Raw genomic sequence first — 17,635 nt, 5'->3', positions numbered from 1 at the left:
CCGGCAGACCCAGGACAGCCGAAAGGGCGCCCACCCCGCAGAAGCGGAATGGGCGCCCTTCGTCAGACATACGCCTTACTGGTTGTACGGACCGTAGTCGTAGTCCTCCAGCGGAACGGCCTGGCCGGAGCCCGTGCCGAACGGCGAGTAGTCGATGTCGTCGTAACCGACGGCCGAGTACATCGCGGCCTTGGCCTCTTCGGTCGGCTCGACCCGGATGTTGCGGTAGCGGGACAGACCCGTACCGGCCGGGATGAGCTTACCGATGATGACGTTCTCCTTGAGGCCGATGAGGCTGTCGGACTTGGCGTTGATCGCCGCATCCGTCAGGACTCGGGTCGTCTCCTGGAAGGAGGCGGCCGACAGCCAGGATTCCGTCGCCAGCGAGGCCTTGGTGATACCCATCAGCTGCGGGCGGCCGGAGGCGGGGTGACCGCCCTCGGTGACCACACGACGGTTCTCGGTCTCGAACTTCGAGCGCTCGACGAGCTCGCCCGGCAGCAGCTCCGCGTCGCCGGACTCGATGATCGTCACGCGGCGCAGCATCTGCCGGATGATGATCTCGATGTGCTTGTCGTGGATCGACACACCCTGCGAGTTGTAGACCTTCTGGACTTCGCCGACCAGGTGGACCTGGACGGCACGCTGGCCCAGAATGCGCAGCACGTCGTGCGGGTTGGTGGCACCCACGGTGAGCTTCTGGCCCACCTCGACGTGGTCGCCCTCGCCCACGAGCAGACGGGCACGCTTCGAGATCGGGAACGGCGTCTCGTCGCTGCCGTCGTCCGGGGTGACGACGAGCTTCTTGGTCTTCTCGGTCTCCTCGATGCGGACACGGCCCGCGGCCTCGGAGATCGGGGCGACACCCTTCGGCGTACGAGCCTCGAAGAGCTCGACGACACGGGGCAGACCCTGGGTGATGTCGTCACCGGCCACACCACCGGTGTGGAAGGTACGCATCGTCAGCTGGGTACCGGGCTCACCGATGGACTGGGCGGCGATGATGCCGACCGCCTCACCGATGTCGACCAGCTTGCCGGTGGCCAGCGAGCGGCCGTAGCACATGGCGCAGGTGCCGACGGCGGACTCACAGGTCAGGACCGAACGGGTCTTGACCTGCTCGACGCCCGCGTTGACCAGCTGGTCGATGAGCACGTCACCGAGGTCGACGCCCGCCGGGGCGAGCACCTTCCCGTCGACGACGATGTCCTCGGCCAGGCAGCGCGCGTACACGCTGGTCTCGACGTCGTCCGCCTTGCGCAGGACGCCGTCGGCGCCGCGCGTGGCGATGTCGAGCTTGAGACCACGCTCGGTGCCGCAGTCCTCCTCGCGAATGATGACGTCCTGGGAGACGTCGACCAGACGACGGGTGAGGTAACCGGAGTCGGCGGTACGCAGAGCGGTGTCAGCCAGACCCTTACGAGCACCGTGGGTCGAGATGAAGTACTCGAGGACGGTGAGGCCCTCGCGGAAGGACGCCTTGATGGGACGCGGAATCGTCTCGTTCTTGGCGTTCGACACCAGACCACGCATACCGGCGATCTGACGCATCTGCATCATGTTTCCTCGGGCACCCGAGTCAACCATCATGAAGATGGGGTTCGTCTTCGGGAAGTTCGCGTTCATCGCCTCGGCAACCTCGTTGGTCGCCTTGGTCCAGATCGCGATGAGCTCCTGAGTGCGCTCTTCCTTCGTGATGAGACCGCGCTCGTACTGCTTCTGGACCTTCTCGTCCTGCGCCTCGTAACCCGCGACGATCTCCTTCTTGGCCGCGGGGACCACGACGTCGGAGATGGCCACGGTGACACCGGAACGGGTCGCCCAGTAGAAGCCGGCCGCCTTCAGGTTGTCGAGCGTCGCCGCCACGATGACCTTGGGGTAGCGCTCGGCGAGGTCGTTCACGATCTCGGAGAGCTGCTTCTTGCCCACCGAGTAGTCGACGAACGGGTAGTCCTCGGGCAGCAGCTCGTTGAAGAGCGCGCGGCCCAGGGACGTACGCAGACGGAAGCTGTCGCCCGACTGGTACTCCTGCTCGCCCTCCTCGGCGGCCGGCGGCGTCCAGCCACGCGGCGGGATGGTGCCCACCGGGAAGCGGATGTCGACGGACGACTGAAGCGCGAGCTCGCCGGCGTCGAACGCCATGGTCGCCTCGGCCGTGGAGCCGAACGCGCGGCCCTCGCCCTTGGTGTCACGGAGTTCACCGTCGGTGGTGAGGAAGAACAGACCGAGGACCATGTCCTGGGTCGGCATCGTCACCGGACGGCCGTCGGCGGGCTTGAGGATGTTGTTCGAGGACAGCATCAGGATGCGGGCCTCGGCCTGCGCCTCCGCGGAGAGCGGCAGGTGCACGGCCATCTGGTCACCGTCGAAGTCCGCGTTGAACGCGGTGCAGACGAGCGGGTGGATCTGGATGGCCTTGCCCTCGACCAGCTGCGGCTCGAAGGCCTGGATGCCGAGGCGGTGCAGCGTCGGCGCACGGTTCAGCAGAACCGGGTGCTCGGCGATGACCTCTTCCAGGACGTCGTACACGACCGTGCGGCCGCGCTCGACCATGCGCTTGGCGCTCTTGATGTTCTGCGCGTGGTTCAGGTCGACCAGGCGCTTCATCACGAACGGCTTGAAGAGCTCCAGCGCCATGGCCTTCGGGAGACCACACTGGTGCAGCTTCAGCTGCGGGCCGACGACGATGACGGAACGCGCCGAGTAGTCGACTCGCTTACCGAGCAGGTTCTGACGGAAACGACCCTGCTTGCCCTTGAGCATGTCGGACAGCGACTTCAGCGGACGGTTGCCGGGGCCCGTGACCGGGCGACCACGACGGCCGTTGTCGAAGAGCGCGTCGACGGCCTCCTGAAGCATGCGCTTCTCGTTGTTCACGATGATCTCGGGGGCGCCGAGGTCAAGGAGTCGCTTCAGGCGGTTGTTGCGGTTGATCACGCGGCGGTACAGGTCGTTCAGGTCGGAGGTCGCGAAGCGGCCGCCGTCCAGCTGCACCATCGGACGCAGGTCCGGCGGGATGACCGGCACGCAGTCGAGCACCATGCCCTTGGGGCTGTTGCTGGTCTGCAGGAACGCGGAGACGACCTTGAGGCGCTTGAGCGCACGGGTCTTCTTCTGGCCCTTGCCGGTACGGATGATCTCGCGGAGGCGCTCGGCCTCCTCCTCGAGGTCGAAGGACTCCAGGCGCTTCTGCAGGGCAGCGGCACCCATGGAGCCGTCGAAGTACGTGCCGAAGCGGTCACGCAGCTCGCGGTAGAGCAGCTCGTCACCTTCGAGGTCCTGGACCTTGAGGTTCTTGAAGCGGTTCCACACCTCGTCGAGGCGGTCGATCTCGCGCTGCGCACGGTCGCGCAGCTGCTTCATCTCGCGCTCCGCGCCTTCGCGCACCTTGCGGCGCACGTCGGCCTTGGCACCCTCGGCCTCGAGCTCGGCCAGGTCGGTCTCGAGCTTCTTGGCGCGGGCCTCCAGGTCGGAGTCGCGACGGTTCTCGATCTGCTGACGCTCCACCTGGACGTGCGCCTCGAGGGAGGGCAGGTCGCGGGTGCGGCGCTCCTCGTCCACGAACGTGATCATGTACGCCGCGAAGTAGATGACCTTCTCGAGGTCCTTCGGGGCGAGATCAAGCAGGTAGCCGAGGCGCGACGGAACGCCCTTGAAGTACCAGATGTGCGTGACAGGGGCGGCCAGCTCAATGTGACCCATCCGCTCACGACGCACCTTGGCGCGAGTGACCTCGACGCCGCAGCGCTCGCAGATGATGCCCTTGAAGCGGACACGCTTGTACTTACCGCAGTAGCACTCCCAGTCCCGGGTCGGACCGAAGATCTTCTCGCAGAAGAGTCCGTCCTTTTCGGGCTTGAGGGTGCGGTAGTTGATGGTCTCAGGCTTCTTGACCTCGCCGTGAGACCAGGTCCGGATGTCGTCCGCGGTGGCAAGGCCGATCCGCAGCTCGTCGAAGAAGTTGACGTCGAGCACTGTGCGTCAATCCCTCTTTCGGGGTTGTGCCCCTCGCGTTAGCGAGAATTAGGCGCTTCATCATGGTCTGAACGGTCCCGGGGATGGCCGGGGGCTCCTTGTGGGAGCCCCCGGCCAGGCCCGTCAGACCTCTTCGACGCTGCTCGGCTCGCGCCGGGACAGGTCGATACCGAGCTCCTCCGCCGCGCGGAAGACGTCCTCGTCGGTGTCGCGCATCTCGATGGACATGCCGTCCGAGGACAGCACCTCCACGTTGAGGCAGAGCGACTGCATTTCCTTGATGAGCACCTTGAAGGACTCGGGAATGCCCGGCTCGGGAATGTTCTCGCCCTTGACGATGGCCTCGTAGACCTTCACGCGGCCGGTCACGTCGTCGGACTTGATCGTCAGGAGCTCCTGGAGGGCGTAAGCGGCACCGTAAGCCTCAAGCGCCCACACCTCCATCTCACCGAATCGCTGGCCACCGAACTGAGCCTTACCACCCAGCGGCTGCTGGGTGATCATGGAGTACGGACCGGTCGAACGGGCGTGGAGCTTGTCGTCGACCAGGTGGTGCAGCTTGAGGATGTACATGTACCCGATCGAGATCGGGTCCGGGAACGGCTCACCGGAGCGGCCGTCGAACAGGTTGGCCTTGCCGGACGGCTGGACCAGGCGGTCACCGTCGCGGTTCGGGATCGTGGCCTCGAAGAGACCGGAGATCTCGTCCTCACGCGCACCGTCGAAGACCGGGGTCGCGACGTTGGTGCCGGGGGCGACCTGGTCGGCGCCGATGACCTGCAGGCGCTGGGCCCACTCGTCACCGAGGCCGGAGACGTCCCAGCCGCGGCTGGCGAGCCAGCCGAGGTGGATCTCCAGGACCTGTCCCGGGTTCATTCGGGACGGCACACCCAGCGGGTTGAGGATGATGTCGACCGGAGTTCCGTCCTCGAGGAACGGCATGTCCTCGATCGGAAGGATCTTCGAGATAACACCCTTGTTGCCGTGGCGGCCGGCGAGCTTGTCACCGTCCGTGATCTTGCGCTTCTGCGCCACGTAGACACGAACCAGCTGGTTCACGCCCGGCGGCAGCTCGTCGCCCTCTTCACGGTCGAAGACGCGGACGCCGATGACCTTGCCGATCTCACCGTGCGGCACCTTCAGCGAGGTGTCGCGCACCTCGCGCGCCTTCTCACCGAAGATCGCGCGGAGCAGGCGCTCCTCCGGCGTCAGCTCGGTCTCACCCTTGGGCGTGACCTTGCCGACGAGGATGTCGCCGGCGACGACCTCGGCACCGATACGGATGATGCCGCGCTCGTCGAGGTCGGCGAGGACCTCTTCGGAGACGTTCGGGATGTCCCGGGTGATCTCCTCCGGGCCGAGCTTGGTGTCACGGGCGTCGACCTCGTGCTCCTCGATGTGGATCGAGGAGAGGACGTCGTCCTGCACGAGGCGCTGCGACAGGATGATCGCGTCCTCGTAGTTGTGACCCTCCCACGGCATGAACGCCACGAGCAGGTTCTTGCCGAGCGCCATCTCGCCGTTCTCGGTCGCGGGACCGTCGGCCAGGACCTGGCCCTCGATCACGCGGGCGCCCTCGTCCACGACAACCTTCTGGTTGACGGAGGTGCCCTGGTTGGAGCGCGAGAACTTCGCGAGGCGGTACGTGGTGTACGTGCCGTCGTCGTTGGCGGTGGTGATGTAGTCCGCGGAGACCTCCTGGACCACACCGTCCTTCTCCGCCTTGAGCACGTCGCCCGCGTCGGTGGCGCAGCGGTACTCCATGCCCGTGCCGACGAGCGGCGCCTCGGACTTGATCAGCGGCACGGCCTGACGCATCATGTTCGCGCCCATGAGGGCACGGTTGGCGTCGTCGTGCTCGAGGAACGGGATCATCGCGGTCGCGACCGACACCATCTGGCGCGGCGAGACGTCCATGTAGTCGACGTCGTCGCCCGGGATGTAGTCGATCTCGCCACCACGACGGCGGACCAGGACGCGGTTCTCGGTGAACCGCATGTCCTCGCCAAGGCCGGCGTTGGCCTGGGCGATCACGAAGCGGTCTTCCTCGTCCGCGGTCAGGTAGTCGACGTCGTCGGTGACGACGCCCTCGACGACCTTGCGGTACGGCGTCTCGACGAAGCCGAACGCGTTGACGCGACCGTAGGAAGCCAGCGAACCGATCAGACCGATGTTCGGGCCTTCAGGCGTCTCGATCGGGCACATACGGCCGTAGTGGGACGGGTGCACGTCACGGACCTCGAAGCCGGCCCGCTCACGGGAGAGACCACCCGGGCCAAGCGCCGACAGACGGCGCTTGTGGGTGAGACCCGACAGCGGGTTGTTCTGGTCCATGAACTGCGACAGCTGGCTGGTGCCGAAGAACTCCTTGATGGAGGCGACGACCGGCCGGATGTTGATCAGGGTCTGCGGCGTGATCGCCTCGACGTCCTGAGTCGTCATGCGCTCACGGACGACGCGCTCCATACGAGCCAGACCCGTGCGGACCTGGTTCTGGATGAGCTCGCCGACGTTACGCAGACGACGGTTGCCGAAGTGGTCGATGTCGTCGGTCTCGACGACGATCGAGGCACCGCTGTTGCCAACGGTCTCGGTCTCACCGGCGTGCAGCTTCACCAGGTACTTGATCGACGAGATGATGTCCTCGACGGTCAGGACGCCGGCGTCCAGCGGGGCTTCGCCGCCCAGCTTCTTGTTGACCTTGTAGCGGCCGACCTTCGCGAGGTCGTAGCGCTTGGGGTTGAAGTAGAGGTTCTCGAGCAGCGTCTGCGCGGCCTCACGGGTCGGCGGCTCGCCCGGACGCAGCTTGCGGTAGATGTCCAGAAGCGCGTCGTCCTGGCCCTGGGTGTGGTCCTTCTCCAGGGTGGCGCGCATGGACTCGTACTCGCCGAACTCCTCGAGGATCTGCTCGGTCGTCCAACCGAGAGCCTTCAGGAGAACGGTGACGGACTGCTTGCGCTTGCGGTCGATGCGGACACCGACCATGTCGCGCTTGTCGATCTCCATCTCGAGCCAGGCACCCCGGGACGGGATGACCTTGGCCGAGAAAATGTCCTTGTCGGACGTCTTGTCGATCGAGGAGTCGAAGTAGACGCCGGGCGAGCGGACGAGCTGCGACACAACGACACGCTCGGTGCCGTTGATGACGAAGGTGCCCTTGTTGGTCATGAGCGGGAAGTCGCCCATGAAGACCGTCTGGGACTTGATCTCGCCGGTCTCGTTGTTGGTGAACTCGGCGGTGACGAAGAGCGGGGCGCCGAACGTGAAGTCGCGCTCCTTGCATTCGTCGATCGAGTTCTTGGGGGGCTCGAAGCGGTGGTCGCGGAACGTCAGGGACATCGACCCTGAGAAGTCCTCGATCGGGGAGATCTCCTCGAAGATCTCCTCCAGACCGGACTTCCTGGGGACGTCCTGTCCGCTTTCCAGAGCCGCCTCGACACGAGCCTTCCACGCGTCATTGCCGAGCAGCCAGTCGAAGCTCTCGGTCTGCAGCGCAAGAAGGTTCGGAACCTCGAGGGGCTCCTTGATCTTTGCAAAGGAAATGCGCAGCGGGGCGGTGCTGGCGCCGTTGTTCGTATTCGCGGTCGAGGCAGTGCGCGAGGCGGCCAAGAGGGGGTCCTTCCGAGGGCTCGGACTCACTACGCGCGTACCGGTCCCAAGCTGGCACGGAGGCAGAAGCTTCCCGAATCGACCGGTGAGGGCCAGGTCAGGACGACTTCAGTCCAACGGTGCTGGAGCGAGGACATGCCCCTGGTGACGGGCAGGGAGCAGCTAACAGGCAGCGCAAAGGGTCAGTGTAGCCACTTGGCTCACTGATGTCCAGTGCGGGTTTTTTGAGACCCTCGTTGTCCTCAACGACCCTCGTCAGACCCTCGTTGTTCTCAACAGCTGCAACACGTCACCACGTCACTCGTGGCACGCACATCCTTACTGCCCTCTTCGTCGTCGATCCATGCCTCGGATCCGGATCGTTGTGACGACGCGTCCTGAGAATTGCGCGCCGCGTGCGGTTCGTCAAGGCCCCCTCCTGTACGAACGGGGCCGGCCCGACCCCCGCACTCACCAGCGGGCGCCCGCAGGAACCCGCTCCAGGCACCGGCTCCAGGCACAACCAAGATCACCATACTCGTCGGGACCGTCAGTGCAAGGCAGCCGAAGCTGGAGCGCTGAGCGGCCATCCGAAAAGCCTGAAGGGCGACCACCCAGATGGGTGATCGCCCTTCAGTACGTTCGCGTTACAGCCCTACAGGAGAGCCGCTCAGCAAGGAGTCAGAAGACTCCTGAGATCACTTGACCTCGACAGAGGCGCCAGCGCCCTTGAGGGACTCGGCGGCCTTCTCAGCGGCCTCCTTGGCGACCTTCTCGAGGACGGGCTTCGGGGCGCCGTCGACGAGGTCCTTGGCCTCCTTGAGGCCCAGGGAGGTGAGCTCGCGCACGACCTTGATGACCTGGATCTTCTTCTCGCCGGCGCCCGTGAGGATGACGTCGAACTCGTCCTGCTCCTCGACGGCCTCAGCGGCGGCACCCGGGCCGGCCGGGCCGGCAACGGCGACGGCCGCGGCGGCGGTGACGTCGAACTTCTCCTCGAAGGCCTTCACGAACTCGGAGAGCTCGATGAGGGTCATCTCTTCGAACTGCGCGAGCAGGTCGTCCTGGGACAGCTTCGCCATGATGGCGTCCTTCCACTAATTCGGCAGGTGCCGGAGTTACATGTAGGCGGGCGTACGTTCGGCCCGCTGCGACCGTCGCCCTAGCGGGCGGCGATCATTGCGCGAGCCGAATTACTCGGCACCGCCCTGCTCGGCCTGCTTGGCACGAAGCGCCTCCGCGGTGCGGACGAACTTCGACGGGAGCGCCTGGAAGACCTGAGCAGCCTGAGTCTGCTTGCCCTTCATGGCGCCCGCCAGCTTGGCGAGCAGAACCTCGCGGGACTCGAGGTCCGCAAGCTTCTTGATCTCGTCGGCGGACAGCGCCTTGCCGTCAAGGACACCGCCCTTGATGACGAGGTTGGGGTTTTCCTTGGCGAAGTCACGAAGACCCTTCGCCGACTCCACCGGGTCACCGGTGATGAAGGCAACCGCCGTCGGACCGTTGAAGAGGTCGTCCAGCGTGTTGATCCCGGCCTCGTTGGCCGCAATCTTGGTCAGCGTGTTCTTCACCACGGCGTACTGGGCGTTCTCACCGAGCGAACGACGCAGCGTCTTGAGCTGCGCCACGGTGAGACCCCGGTACTCGGTCAGCACGGCGGCGTTCGAGCTGCGGAACTGGTCCGTGAGCTCGGCTACCGCGGCAGCCTTGTCGGGCCTTGCCATAGAGCGTCGGCCTCCTTCCGGGTGATGAGGACCGCTCAGAAGGGGCTGTACAAAACAAAACGCCCCGGCGCAGGCGCACGGGGCGTAGCTCGACCGGCTGTGCTCAATGAAGAACAGCGTCCGGGAACTTTCCACAGTCACCTGCGCAGGTCGTCTGCTTTCAGCAGATCCTTCGGTCGCCGGTTCCTCTCACGAGGCCACGGCAACGACCAGCGGTCTTTGGCTTCTTGAGGAGATTACGTGACGGGGTCCGCCTCAGGCAAATCCGCCCTTGCCGGCCCCCGCCGGGGCACTCAGCTGCTGGTCGCGCCCTTCATCATCGCGGCCAGGTCCACCACGTCCTTGGCGGGCGGGGCCTGCACGGTGACCGGCTTGTCGTAGTCGAAGAAGGTCATCGTCATGTCGAAGCGACCCTTGTCCGCCGCACCGCGGGTGCGGAAGCGCTTGGTGCGGTCGTCCCGGTCGATCCACAGGTCCACCGCGAGCTTGTCGACACCCAGGCCCTCGTACATCGAGAGGCTCTTGTCGCGGCGCTTCCTGGTGGCCGCGTCCTCGTTCTCGTAGCTCTCGCGCATCTGGTCGAGCGTGACGGTGCCCTTGTAGTGCGCGGTCTTCTCGCCCTCGACGGTCTCCTCGCCGACGCGCTCGAGGTCCTTGGAGCCGTTGAGGAACGTGACCTGCTCGGCCGGGTTCTGGTCCGCCTGGCCGGCCAGCGGGTTCGACGCCGCCGCCTCCTGCGACTTCGGCCCGGAGATGTCGAACTTGAGCCAGCTCCTGCCGTCCGTCTCCTTGGCGGCGCCCTTGCCACCGCCCATGTACAGGGCGCCGCCGGTGACGCGCATCTCGAGGGTTCCGTCGGAGCCCTGGTCGGGCGAGGTCATCCTCATCCGCATCGCCATCGGCTGCACGCTGATCGCGGCCTCGCCGTTGATCCGGCCGGAGCCGGGGACCTCACCGGTCATCCGGTAGCCGAACGAGGTCAGCCACTCACCGTTCCTCGTGGCCTTGAGGACGGCCGCGGCCGCCGCCATCCGCGGCGAGGAATCCGGCCTCCCTCCGTCGCCCCCCGACGACGTACAGGCGGCGGCCCCGCCGCACAGCACCGCGGCGGCCAGTACGGCCCCCACCGCTCTCTTCGCTGTCATGACCCCACCCCTAGAAACACATGATCGATACACGTAGGTGGGCGCACCCTACCGAAAGGGTCAGGCGGCGGGCTTTCGATTGACGACGTCCTTGAAGTCGACGGTGTCCCGCGCCGGCGGGCGCTCGGCCGAGGCGCGAGCGCCGTAGTCGGCGTAGTGCACCGTCCCGGAGAAGGCACCGGAGGCCGTGCGGGCCCGCTGGACGCGCTTGACCAGGAGGTGTCCCCGGCCGATCCAGACGTCGACGCGCTGCCCGTCGGCCGTGCCCGTGTAGTGCGTGGCCCGGACGCCGCGCACGGTCTCCCGGCCCACCTCTCGCACGTTTCCGCAGGCCAGCAGCAGCTTCAGGGAGGCCGCCGGGGAGAGGTCGGCCCCTGAGTCGTACGGGTATCTGATCCAGTGCTTGCCCTCCGACAGCGCGGCGAACTTGTCGGTCATGCGCGTGTAGTACGCGTCCGGCAGGAAGCGGGACTGGGACGGGGAGCCGCCCATGAGCCTGGTCGTCGAGGCCATCGAGCCGCCGGTCGTGGTCACCCTCAGAGTGCCTCGCAGCCCGCCCGACCAGCGCAGCACGCCGACGCTCCGCGAGGACAGGCTGGTGCCCGTACTGCTGGTCGCCTCGATCCTCGCGGACCCGGCGGCGGCGACCTCGGAGCGGGCGGCCTTCAGCGCCCCGATGACGCTCTCGTCGCTCTTGGGCGCATCCTTGGTGCCGCAGGACACCAGGCCGGCCACCGCCAGGCAGACCGTCGCGCGCCGCACCCATGTCCTGCCGTTCATACGCTCCCCCCCGCCGAGCCCCAGGTCGACCCCGCACGCTAGCGGAGCGCACCGGCGTCCGGAGGGGTTAGCGGGAAAACGGGAACGGGCCCCACACCTCGAAAGGTGCGGGGCCCGAGCCGACTTGGCTGAGCTGTCAGGCTCAGACCGCAGCCGGGTCCTCCTCGACGAGGAGGTTGCGGGTGCGGTTCGGGTCGAGCGGAACGCCGGGGCCCATCGTGGTGGCGATGGCGGCCTTCTTGATGTAGCGACCCTTGGCGGCGGACGGCTTCAGACGAAGGATCTCGTCCAGGGCCGCGCCGTAGTTCTCCACCAGCTGGGTGTCGTCGAAGGACACCTTGCCGATGATGAAGTGGAGGTTCGAGTGCTTGTCGACGCGGAACTCGATCTTGCCGCCCTTGATCTCGTTCACGGCCTTGACCACGTCCGGGGTCACCGTGCCGGTCTTCGGGTTCGGCATGAGGCCACGCGGACCGAGCACGCGGCCGAGGCGGCCGACCTTGCCCATGAGGTCCGGGGTGGCGACGACGGCGTCGAACTCGTTCAGGCGGTTGCCCTTGGAGATCTCGTCGATGAGCTCGTCGGAGCCGACGATGTCGGCGCCGGCGGCTTCCGCGGCCGCGGCACGGTCACCGGTCGCGAAGACCAGGACCCGGGCGGTCTTGCCGGTGCCGTGCGGGAGGTTCACGGTGCCGCGGACCATCTGGTCGGCCTTGCGCGGGTCGACACCCAGACGCATGGCGACCTCGACGGTGCCGTCGAACTTCGTCGCGGAGGTCTCCTTGGCGATACGGACGGCCTCGAGCGGGGCGTAGAGCTTGTCCCGGTCGATCTTGGCGTCCGCAGCGCGGAGAGTCTTGCTGCGCTTCACTGCTACTCCTGGAGTTCAGGTATGGAGTTCGTGGTCCGGGCCGGCGCTGGCCCTGCCACTGAAAGGTCTTACGGGGAGGAGGGTGTTCAGCCCTCGACCGTGACGCCCATGGAACGCGCGGTACCGGCGATGATCTTCGCGGCGGCGTCCAGGTCGTTGGCGTTGAGGTCGGCCATCTTGGTGGTGGCGATCTCGCGGACCTGCGCGTCGGTGATCTTCGCGACCTTGGTCTTGTGAGGCTCGCCGGAGCCCTTCTCGATGCCCGCAGCCTTGAGGATCATCTTGGCGGCCGGGGGCGTCTTGGTGATGAAGGTGAAGGAGCGGTCTTCGTAGACCGTGATCTCCACCGGGATGACCCAGCCACGCTGCGACTCGGTCGCGGCGTTGTAGGCCTTGCAGAACTCCATGATGTTGACGCCGTGCTGGCCCAGTGCGGGACCAACCGGCGGGGCCGGGTTGGCGGCACCGGCCTGGATCTGGAGCTTGATAAGCCCCGTGACCTTCTTCTTCTTGGGAGGCATTGCTCTCTCCGGGTCCTAGTGAGAGTTTTCAGCCGACCACCCGGTCATCCGGATGGAGGCATACCGCACCACGATAACGGGTATCCGAGTGCGGCTAAAAACCGAGCAGGTCAGACCGGCTTTGAGAGCCCGTCTGACCTGTTCGGAAGTGCTTGTTCCAGAAGGTCCCGGAAGGGGCTAGTTCTTCTGGATCTGGTCGAAGCTGAGCTCGACCGGGGTCTCACGGCCGAAGATCTCGACGAGGCCCTTGACCTTCTTCGAGTCGGCGTTGATCTCGTTGATCGTCGCCTGCAGCGTCGCGAACGGGCCGTCGGTGACGGTGACCGAGTCGCCGACCTCGAAGTCCAGGACCTGGACCTCGAGCTTGCGGGACGGAGCCGGCTTGCCCTCGGCCTCGGCGGCCTCACGGGCGGCCTTCTCCTCGGCCTCCGGGGCGAGCATCTTGACGATCTCGTCCAGGGTCAGCGGGTACGGGTCGTAGGCGTTGCCCACGAAGCCGGTGACGCCGGGGGTGTTGCGGACGACGCCCCACGACTCGTTCGTCAGGTCCATGCGCACCAGCACGTAGCCGGGGAGCTTGTTCTGACGGATGGTCTTGCGCTCGCCGTTCTTGATCTGCGCGACCTCTTCCTGCGGCACCTCGGCCTGGAAGATGAAGTCCTCGACGTTCAGCGAGACTGCGCGCTGCTCGAGGTTGGTCTTCACGCGGTTCTCGTAACCGGCGTACGTGTGGATGACGTACCACTCGCCGGGCAGCGTGCGCAGTTCCTCGCGCAGGGCGACGATCGGGTCGACCGGCTCGGACTCCTCGGCGGCTTCCTCGACGGACTCCTCGTCGGCCTCGGCTTCGGGGGCGTCCTCGGCGGACTCCTCGTCGGCGTCGTCCTCGGCGGCGTGCTCGAGGGACTCCTCGGCGGCTTCGACCTCGTCCTCGACGTGCGCGTCAGCCTCAGTGGCTGCCTCGTCGGCAGCCTCGGCCTGGACCGTGTCCTCGGCGTTCTCGGCGTCCGCCGCCTCGACAATGTCGAGCTCGTCCTCAACGGACTCGACGGGCTCGATCGCCTCGTTCAGGTTCGGGTCAGACACTGTGGCTGCTTCTTCCTGGATACATAGGGGTGGAACACGCGAAAGGGGCGCCGGGAACGGCGCCCTTCGCTCTCGGCTCAGCCGAAGATGTACTTGACGGCGTGGTTGAAGCCATAGTCAATCACGGTCACCAGACCGATCATGATGACGACGAACACGATCACCACACTGGTGTACGTGGTGAGCTGGTTTCGAGTCGGCCAGACAACCTTGCGGAGCTCCGCGACGATCTGGCGGTAGAAGAGCGCGAGACGGCCGAAGGGGCCCTTCTTGCCGCGCTTGCCACCTTTACGGGGCTTCTTCTGGGACTCCGGCGCCTCATCCTGGGCATCAGGCATGTCGATGGAGCCCACGGCGTCCGTCACGCGTCCTCACCTGAATTCCGGGTCGTGGCCGTGCCGCGCCCGGTTGAGCCGCACGGCGGTGCATTTGCAGTACGTACATGCGCACACGTCCTGGCGAAGGAGTGTGTAGCAGGGCCGGAGGGACTTGAACCCCCAACCGCTGGTTTTGGAGACCAGTGCTCTACCAATTGAGCTACGACCCTTTGTCTGCCCCAACGTACCGCATCCTTCCGACTGCACGATGTGTGCCGGAAGAGGGCGGCCGGTGAAGGCCAACGAGCAGTGAGTGTACGTGTTCCGCGGCCCTCCGTCGAACAGAAAGAACCGGGCCGGTCGTTGATCGTCCGTGAAACCCGTGTGCCCGTCGGGTTTCCGGTCTGGAACGATGGGGTTATGAGCGCTGCTGCTACTCCTCCCTCTTCGCCCACCGAGCGCCGGGTCTCCGCCCGTGTCGGCGCGATCTCCGAGTCCGCGACCCTCGCCGTCGACGCCAAGGCCAAGGCCCTCAAGGCCGCCGGACGTCCGGTGATCGGTTTCGGCGCGGGTGAGCCCGACTTCCCGACCCCGGACTACATCGTCGAAGCGGCCATCGAGGCCTGCAAGAACCCGAAGTACCACCGGTACACGCCCGCCGGCGGTCTGCCCGAGCTGAAGGCCGCGATCGCCGCGAAGACGCTGCGCGACTCCGGCTACGAGGTCGACGCCTCGCAGGTCCTGGTCACCAACGGTGGCAAGCAGGCCATCTACCAGGCCTTCGCCGCGATCCTCGACCCGGGCGACGAGGTCATCGTCCCGGCGCCGTACTGGACGACGTACCCCGAGTCGATCCGTCTTGCCGGTGGTGTCCCGGTGGAGGTCGTGGCCGACGAGACGACCGGGTACCGCGTCTCCGTGGAGCAGCTGGAGGCGGCGCGCACCGAGCGCACCAAGGTCGTCCTGTTCGTGTCGCCGTCGAACCCGACGGGCGCGGTCTACAGCGAGGCCGACGCCGAGGCGATCGGCCGCTGGGCCGTCGAGCACGGCCTGTGGGTCCTCACCGACGAGATCTACGAGCACCTGGTCTACGGGGACGCCAAGTTCACGTCCCTGCCGGCGCTCCTGCCCGAGCTGCGTGACAAGTGCATCGTCGTGAACGGCGTCGCCAAGACGTACGCGATGACCGGCTGGCGCGTCGGGTGGATCATCGGCCCGAAGGACGTCGTGAAGGCCGCGACCAACCTGCAGTCGCACGCCACGTCGAACGTGTCGAACGTCGCGCAGATCGCCGCGCTCGCCGCCGTGTCCGGCGACCTGACGGCCGTCGCGAAGATGCGCGAGGCCTTCGACCGCCGCCGCAAGACGATCGTGCGCATGCTGAACGAGATCGACGGCGTGTTCTGCCCCGAGCCCGAGGGCGCCTTCTACGCGTACCCCTCGGTGAAGGAGCTGCTCGGCAAGGAGATCCGCGGCAAGCGTCCGCAGAGCTCCGTCGAGCTGGCCGCGCTGATCCTTGAGGAGTCCGAGGTCGCGGTCGTCCCGGGCGAGGCCTTCGGCACGCCGGGCTACCTGCGTCTGTCGTACGCCCTGGGCGACGAGGACCTGGTCGAGGGTGTCTCGCGGATCCAGAAGCTGCTCGCCGAGGCGCGCGACTGACGCGTCTTCCGCGTGGTGCGGGCCGTCTCCGGGATTCCCGGGGGCGGCCCGTTTTTTCGTCCGGATTTCCGCCCGGACCTTCGTCCGGATCTTCGCCCGGATTTCCGTTCGGGCAAGGCCACGAAAGAGGAAGCCGCTTCCCGGGTGGCGGGTGCGTGCGGCAAGATCCTGGAATGGAGCGCGTACCACGTGATGTAAGGCAGCTGCCCAAGGCCCATCTTCATCTGCACTTCACCGGGTCGATGCGGCACACGACCCTGCTCGAGCTCGCCGACAAGTACGGGGTCCGGCTGCCGGACGCCCTGACCGGGGCCGAGCCGCCGAAGCTGCGGGCCACCGACGAGCGCGGCTGGTTCCGCTTCCAGCGGCTGTACGACGCCGCGCGGGCCTGCCTGCGCGAGCCCGAGGACATTCAGCGGCTGGTGCGCGAGGCCGCGCTGGAGGATCTCGCGGACGGGTCGGGGTGGCTGGAGATCCAGGTCGACCCGACGTCGTACGCGCCGCGGCTCGGAGGGCTGATCCCGGCCCTGGAGGTCATCCTGGACGCCGTCGAGACCGCCTCGCGCGACACGGGTCTCGGCATGCGCGTCCTGGTGGCCGCGAACCGCATGAAGCATCCGCTGGACGCGCGCACGCTGGCCCGCCTCGCCGTGCGGTACGCGGACCGCGGCATCGTCGGCTTCGGGCTGTCCAACGACGAACGGCGGGGCATGGCCCGGGACTTCGACCGGGCGTTCGCCATCGCCAGGGAGGGCGGCCTGCTGGCCGCGCCGCACGGCGGCGAGCTGACCGGGCCCGCCTCCGTACGCGACTGCCTGGACGACCTGGAGGCCGTGCGGATCGGGCACGGGGTGCGGGCCGCCGAGGACCCCCGGCTCCTGAAGCGGCTCGCGGACCGGGGTGTGACCTGCGAGGTCTGCCCCGCCTCCAATGTCGCACTCGGCGTCTACGAGAAGCCGGAGGACGTACCCCTGCGCACTCTGTTCGAGGCCGGGGTACCCATGGCGCTCGGCGCCGACGACCCGCTCCTGTTCGGCTCGCGCCTGGCCGCCCAGTACGAGATCGCGCGCCGCCACCACGCCTTCGACGACGCCGAACTGGCCGAGCTGGCACGGCAGTCGGTGCGCGGCTCGGCGGCGCCACAGGACATCAGGGCGAAGCTGCTGTCGGGGGTCGACGACTGGCTGGCCGCCGCCTCCTGATCAGGTCCGGTCCCCCGTCTGTCAGTTCGACACGACGGCCATCCTGACCACCAGCGGAACGGACTCGGCGTCGAACATCAAGTTCCACCAGTCCTTCTTGAGGAGGGTGCCGTCCACGGCGAAGGCCGGAGTGCCGGACGCCTTGTCCGCCTCGAAGGCCTTCTCGGAGGCGGTGACGAAGGAGCGGTACTTCATGCCCTTCACCGCGGCGTCGAACTCGGCGCCGCGCAGGCCCTTCACACGTGAGGCCATGCGGAGCAGGAACGCGTCCGTGTAGCCGTCGACGGCCTCTTCGGGCTGTTCCTGGAAGAGGAGATCGTGGTACTCGACGAACTTTCCCTGTTCCAGCGCGGCTCGCAGCGCGTTGGCCGCCTTCTTCGAGCCCTTGCCGCCCAGTCGGTCGTCCAGGAACGACGCCAGGGTGTATTCGGTCGTGACCTCACCGTGGAGAGTCATCTTCCGCAGGGCGCCGGCGCCGCCGTCCTCCTCGAAGTCACGGCAGACGGGACAGCGCAGGTCTTCGTAGAGCCGTACGACGGTGTCCGCCTTCGATGACCCGACGACGACCGTCGTGCCGTCGGCGGCGAGGTGTTCGGGCAACTGCCCGGAGTTCGCGAACCGTTCGGGCTTCTTGTCGGAGGTCCCGTCCCCGCCGGAGGATCCCCGGCCGCACCCGGCGGCAAGCACTCCCGTCAGCGCCGCCACCAGCACCGACACGGCGGCCCGGCGCGCTCTTCCTCGCAGCATGATCTTGCCCTCCCGGAAAA

General features: G+C 66.9%; 13 protein-coding genes and 1 tRNA gene. 2 read left to right on the top strand and 12 right to left on the bottom strand.

The window, feature by feature from the left end:
- Positions 1-75: 75 nt before the first annotated feature.
- From AC07EJ_RS38655 to AC07EJ_RS38605, 11 genes are all read right to left on the bottom strand, one after another.
- Complete coding sequence (locus AC07EJ_RS38655) at positions 76-3,975, bottom strand: DNA-directed RNA polymerase subunit beta' (RefSeq protein ID WP_389486826.1); 3,900 nt, start codon at positions 3,973-3,975, stop codon at positions 76-78.
- A gap of 123 nt (positions 3,976-4,098) precedes the next feature.
- The gene (gene rpoB / locus AC07EJ_RS38650) at positions 4,099-7,584 is read right to left on the bottom strand and encodes a DNA-directed RNA polymerase subunit beta (protein ID WP_389486827.1); all 3,486 of its coding nucleotides are present in this window, start codon (positions 7,582-7,584) and stop codon (positions 4,099-4,101) included.
- Between the two features lie 677 nt (positions 7,585-8,261).
- Positions 8,262-8,645, bottom strand: a complete 384-nt coding sequence (gene rplL / locus AC07EJ_RS38645) for a 50S ribosomal protein L7/L12 (RefSeq protein WP_266673324.1) — start codon at positions 8,643-8,645, stop codon at positions 8,262-8,264.
- A gap of 111 nt (positions 8,646-8,756) precedes the next feature.
- On the bottom strand, positions 8,757-9,287 hold the full coding sequence (rplJ, locus tag AC07EJ_RS38640) for a 50S ribosomal protein L10 (RefSeq protein WP_362904097.1): 531 nt from the start codon (positions 9,285-9,287) through the stop codon (positions 8,757-8,759).
- Between the two features lie 293 nt (positions 9,288-9,580).
- Positions 9,581-10,432, bottom strand: coding sequence for an SCO4651 family lipoprotein (locus AC07EJ_RS38635; RefSeq protein ID WP_389486831.1), 852 nt, complete (start codon positions 10,430-10,432; stop codon positions 9,581-9,583).
- A 60-nt stretch (positions 10,433-10,492) separates the two neighbouring features.
- Entirely contained in the window at positions 10,493-11,212 is a 720-nt protein-coding gene (locus tag AC07EJ_RS38630) for an SCO4651 family lipoprotein (RefSeq protein WP_393587099.1), read from the bottom strand.
- A 142-nt stretch (positions 11,213-11,354) separates the two neighbouring features.
- Complete coding sequence (gene rplA, locus AC07EJ_RS38625) at positions 11,355-12,083, bottom strand: 50S ribosomal protein L1 (RefSeq protein WP_100594901.1); 729 nt, start codon at positions 12,081-12,083, stop codon at positions 11,355-11,357.
- 86 nt (positions 12,084-12,169) lie between these two features.
- Positions 12,170-12,604: a 50S ribosomal protein L11 gene (gene rplK / locus AC07EJ_RS38620; RefSeq protein WP_100594902.1), complete on the bottom strand. Its 435-nt coding sequence runs from the start codon at positions 12,602-12,604 to the stop codon at positions 12,170-12,172.
- Positions 12,605-12,781: 177 nt separating this feature from the next.
- Positions 12,782-13,690 (bottom strand): transcription termination/antitermination protein NusG, encoded by a 909-nt coding sequence (gene nusG, locus AC07EJ_RS38615; protein WP_383895931.1) that lies wholly within the window; start codon positions 13,688-13,690, stop codon positions 12,782-12,784.
- Between the two features lie 77 nt (positions 13,691-13,767).
- Entirely contained in the window at positions 13,768-14,055 is a 288-nt protein-coding gene (gene secE / locus AC07EJ_RS38610; RefSeq protein ID WP_100594904.1) for a preprotein translocase subunit SecE, read from the bottom strand.
- Positions 14,056-14,164: 109 nt separating this feature from the next.
- A tRNA-Trp gene (locus AC07EJ_RS38605) sits at positions 14,165-14,237 on the bottom strand.
- A gap of 190 nt (positions 14,238-14,427) precedes the next feature.
- Between AC07EJ_RS38605 and AC07EJ_RS38600 the strand changes: the two genes are divergently transcribed.
- Complete coding sequence (locus AC07EJ_RS38600; RefSeq protein WP_393587098.1) at positions 14,428-15,666, top strand: pyridoxal phosphate-dependent aminotransferase; 1,239 nt, start codon at positions 14,428-14,430, stop codon at positions 15,664-15,666.
- 173 nt (positions 15,667-15,839) lie between these two features.
- Positions 15,840-16,868, top strand: a complete 1,029-nt coding sequence (locus AC07EJ_RS38595) for an adenosine deaminase (RefSeq protein ID WP_389486838.1) — start codon at positions 15,840-15,842, stop codon at positions 16,866-16,868.
- A 21-nt stretch (positions 16,869-16,889) separates the two neighbouring features.
- Here the strand turns inward: AC07EJ_RS38595 and AC07EJ_RS38590 are convergent, their stop codons facing one another.
- Positions 16,890-17,615: a DsbA family protein gene (locus AC07EJ_RS38590; protein WP_389486840.1), complete on the bottom strand. Its 726-nt coding sequence runs from the start codon at positions 17,613-17,615 to the stop codon at positions 16,890-16,892.
- Positions 17,616-17,635: the final 20 nt, after the last annotated feature.

The sequence above is a fragment of the Streptomyces sp. NPDC045026 genome, from assembly GCF_056432625.1.
The sequence above is the reverse complement of the archived record's forward strand: the minus strand, read 5'-3'. Positions and strand labels throughout refer to the sequence as shown.

Coding starts and splice junctions, on each gene's coding strand:
- rplL (WP_266673324.1), bottom strand. CDS start 8,645: ATGGCGAAGCTGTCCCAGGACGACCTGCTCGCGCAGTTCGAAGAGATG.
- rplJ (WP_362904097.1), bottom strand. CDS start 9,287: ATGGCAAGGCCCGACAAGGCTGCCGCGGTAGCCGAGCTCACGGACCAG.
- AC07EJ_RS38635 (WP_389486831.1), bottom strand. CDS start 10,432: ATGACAGCGAAGAGAGCGGTGGGGGCCGTACTGGCCGCCGCGGTGCTG.
- AC07EJ_RS38630 (WP_393587099.1), bottom strand. CDS start 11,212: ATGAACGGCAGGACATGGGTGCGGCGCGCGACGGTCTGCCTGGCGGTG.
- rplK (WP_100594902.1), bottom strand. CDS start 12,604: ATGCCTCCCAAGAAGAAGAAGGTCACGGGGCTTATCAAGCTCCAGATC.
- AC07EJ_RS38600 (WP_393587098.1), top strand. CDS start 14,428: ATGAGCGCTGCTGCTACTCCTCCCTCTTCGCCCACCGAGCGCCGGGTC.
- AC07EJ_RS38595 (WP_389486838.1), top strand. CDS start 15,840: ATGGAGCGCGTACCACGTGATGTAAGGCAGCTGCCCAAGGCCCATCTT.
- AC07EJ_RS38590 (WP_389486840.1), bottom strand. CDS start 17,615: ATGCTGCGAGGAAGAGCGCGCCGGGCCGCCGTGTCGGTGCTGGTGGCG.